General features: G+C 32.8%; 1 protein-coding gene. It reads right to left on the bottom strand.

Annotation, left to right across the window (positions count from 1 at the left end; genetic code table 11):
- Positions 1–471 precede the first annotated feature (471 nt).
- Entirely contained in the window at positions 472–1,890 is a 1,419-nt protein-coding gene (locus F6K23_RS33005; protein WP_293164131.1) for a BCD family MFS transporter, read from the bottom strand.
- Positions 1,891–3,177 lie beyond the last annotated feature (1,287 nt).

Genomic DNA, 3,177 nt, shown 5'->3' with positions numbered 1-3,177 from the left:
ATACTGAAAAATTGCTACTTTTGTTCACCAAACCACAATCTAATTTCTCCCCAGACTCCTGTATTCTGAATTCTTGTTCAAAACTGAGCTTTTACCACCTATCCCCAAATAATTTATTCACTTACCATCTCATACCTAGATTATGGTTAATCAGGATTACTTGAATAATTTTTATCCCTCAATTTATCCCCAATAACTAACAAGTAAGAAGTCAGCAGGAAAAATATGATAGGGATACTAAAAAATTGCTACTTTTATCCATCAAACCCCAACCTAATTTCTCTCCATAATCCTGTATACTGAATTCTTCTTCAAACCTCCTCGCTCATTCCCATTTCTTCCCTCCTGGGAGGGGGAGGGGCGAGGGGTGGGTTGTCTCCTGTCTCCTGTCTCCTGTCTCCTGTCTCCTACTCCTACTAAAAGACTTTTTCAGCAAACCCTAATTATTAATTATTAATTATTAATTATTAATTAATCTAATTCTCCTTCTAAAATAGTAGCGATCGCTTGTTTTGAATTATCTTGAAATTCTCGTACATTGACTCTATTTAACAGAAAAATTGACAGTATCATTCCAATTCCTGCCATGAGAAAAACTAAGCCATAAGCAAGCATTGGAATATTAAAGAAAAGTCTACCTAAGTCTAAAGTCGCACCACCAATAACTGTAGATAATCCTCTTGCCATTGCTTGAGCTAATCCCCAAGCACCGATAAAAGTTCCTGCTGTTTCTGCTACGGTTAAATCTAACATTAAACTCAGAGAAGCAGTAGTAGTTAAACCAGCAGCTAAACCATATAAAAATAAAGCACCTTTAAATAAAGCAGGGTTGCCAGTAAACCCCGACATAACTATCAAGATAAAACTAATTGTTGTTGCCACACATCCCACTTTTAGAGAATTTTTCTTACCCAATCTTGGTACTACTAAAAATCCAGTTGTACCTAATCCGATTAAAGTTCCCATACCCGATACAGCATTCAATCTTGTAGTTTCAGAAATTGGCATCGAAAATATTTCTCCACCATAGGGTTCTAAAACTGCATCCTGCATAAATAAACTAATAATTAGTACAAATACAAATGTAAAAAATAAACCTGTTTGACGACTAGCTCTTAAAACTTTTATAGTTGTTCCTAGAGTAACTTTATCTTCTCGATTAGCAATAGTTGAACGAGTACGATAACGAGAGTATTTTTGTTCAACACCCACTGTAGCAATAAAAGCCAAAATTAATACAATTGCCGGCACTTTAATAAACAAACTATTAACAGATGCCTTCACAGTTTCTAATTGTGCCCCCACACCAACTTGTTTCAGTAAAATACTACTGGTAATTGCTCCAATAATAATTCCTACCATCAGCATCGACCAAACTATACCCACAACTTTAGAACGATTATCTTCATCGGAAATATCTACCAATAATGCAGCAAAAGGTGTAGAACTTGCACTTAAAGCCAAACCATAAATTATAAACATTAAACCCAACATTCCGACCCAAAAAAATGTGGGATTTGTCCAACCATTCACTTGTAAACTATCACCAACCTGCCACATAACTTGTACAGCAATAAAAGCAGTTAAAGTAAACAAAACTGCTCCTATCCACATATAACCTGTACGATGCTGACCAAACAAAGGTTTAACATCAGACATTTGACCAAACCAAACCCTTGCTGGTGCCATAAATTGATATAATGACAAAGTAAATGCTACGATTGTGGCAGGAATTGTTAATTCAGTAATCATCACTCGGTTCAAAACTCCAAGTGTTAAAACTGACATTGTTCCTAACCCCATTTGATATAAACCTAATCTAAAAAATAGAAAGTTTTCTTGGATTAATTTGATAAATTTGAGTGGACTGGAAGAATCTTTTATTGTCATAACTATATTATTAAGTATTGAATAAGGAGTAAATTCAGTTATCAGTTATAGTAATTTCATTTGAGTTGCGTACAAAAAACTCGTCGCTTTTAGGCAACAGGCAACAGGCAAGAAGGTTTACCGGATTTTTACTATTAGTAAATAACCAACTCTTGTTTCACATCTCATTTGAAAATTCTATATCAGTTATAGTAATCCTATTTCAGTTGCTGGTAAAAAAATTTAATTTAGGGAACAGGGTTCAACAATTAATCATTAATCATTAATAATTACCCCTCCTTGAAAATAAGAGGATTGACTCAAAGGAAAAATTTGTCTTGTTTCTCCTTTAAAGGAGAGGCTTTAAACCTTAATTATTCGGTAAAAGTTTCAGAATTTTTATATGTCCTTAGATTTTTTACAAATGATTTCTGATTGTTATAGCCTCCTTTTTAAATACCTCCTATAATAGGGAGGCGAGAAGATGCAGAATTTTCTGTTTTATCCTTTTAAAAGGGGAAGCTTGAAACCTAATTTTTTGAGTCATTTGCCAGAAACTAGAAAACAAAATAATTATTCTGGGATTGTTGACTATGAACTAATTGAAAACTATCAATTTTATAACTTAGTGGGGCTTTTAAACCCTGTTATTCATACATAAGCCTTACTGAATTTTATTTTGAATTTATATATCCTTAGATTTTTTACAAATGATTTCTGATTGTTATAGCCTCCTTTTTAAATACCTCCTATAATAGGGAGGCGAGAAGATGCAGAATTTTCTGTTTTATCCTTTTAAAAGGGGAAGCTTGAAACCTAATTTTTTGAGTCATTTGCCAGAAACTAGAAAACAAAATAATTATTCTGGGATTGTTGACTATGAACTAATTGAAAACTATCAATTTTATAACTTAGTGGGGCTTTTAAACCCTGTTATTCATACATAAGCCTTACTGAATTTTATTTTGAATTTATATATCCTTAGATTTTTTACAAATGATTTCTGATTGTTATAGCCTCCTTTTTCAGTACCTCCTATAATAGGGAGGCGAGAAGATGCAGAATTTTCTGTTTTATCCTCTTAACAAGGGAAGCTTGAAACCTAAATTTTTGAGTCATTTGCCAGAAACTAGAAGACAAAATAATTATTCTGGGATTGTTGACTATGAACTAATTGAAAATATCAATTTTATAACTTAGTGGGGCTTTTAAACCCTGTTATTCATACATAAGCCTTACTGAATTTTATTTTGAATTTATATATCCTTAGATTTTTTACAAATGATTTCTGATTGTTATAGCCTCCTT

Source organism: Okeania sp. SIO2C9 (assembly GCF_010672455.1).
In the GTDB taxonomy this organism is placed as follows: domain Bacteria; phylum Cyanobacteriota; class Cyanobacteriia; order Cyanobacteriales; family Microcoleaceae; genus Okeania.
The sequence above is the reverse complement of the archived record's forward strand: the minus strand, read 5'-3'. Positions and strand labels throughout refer to the sequence as shown.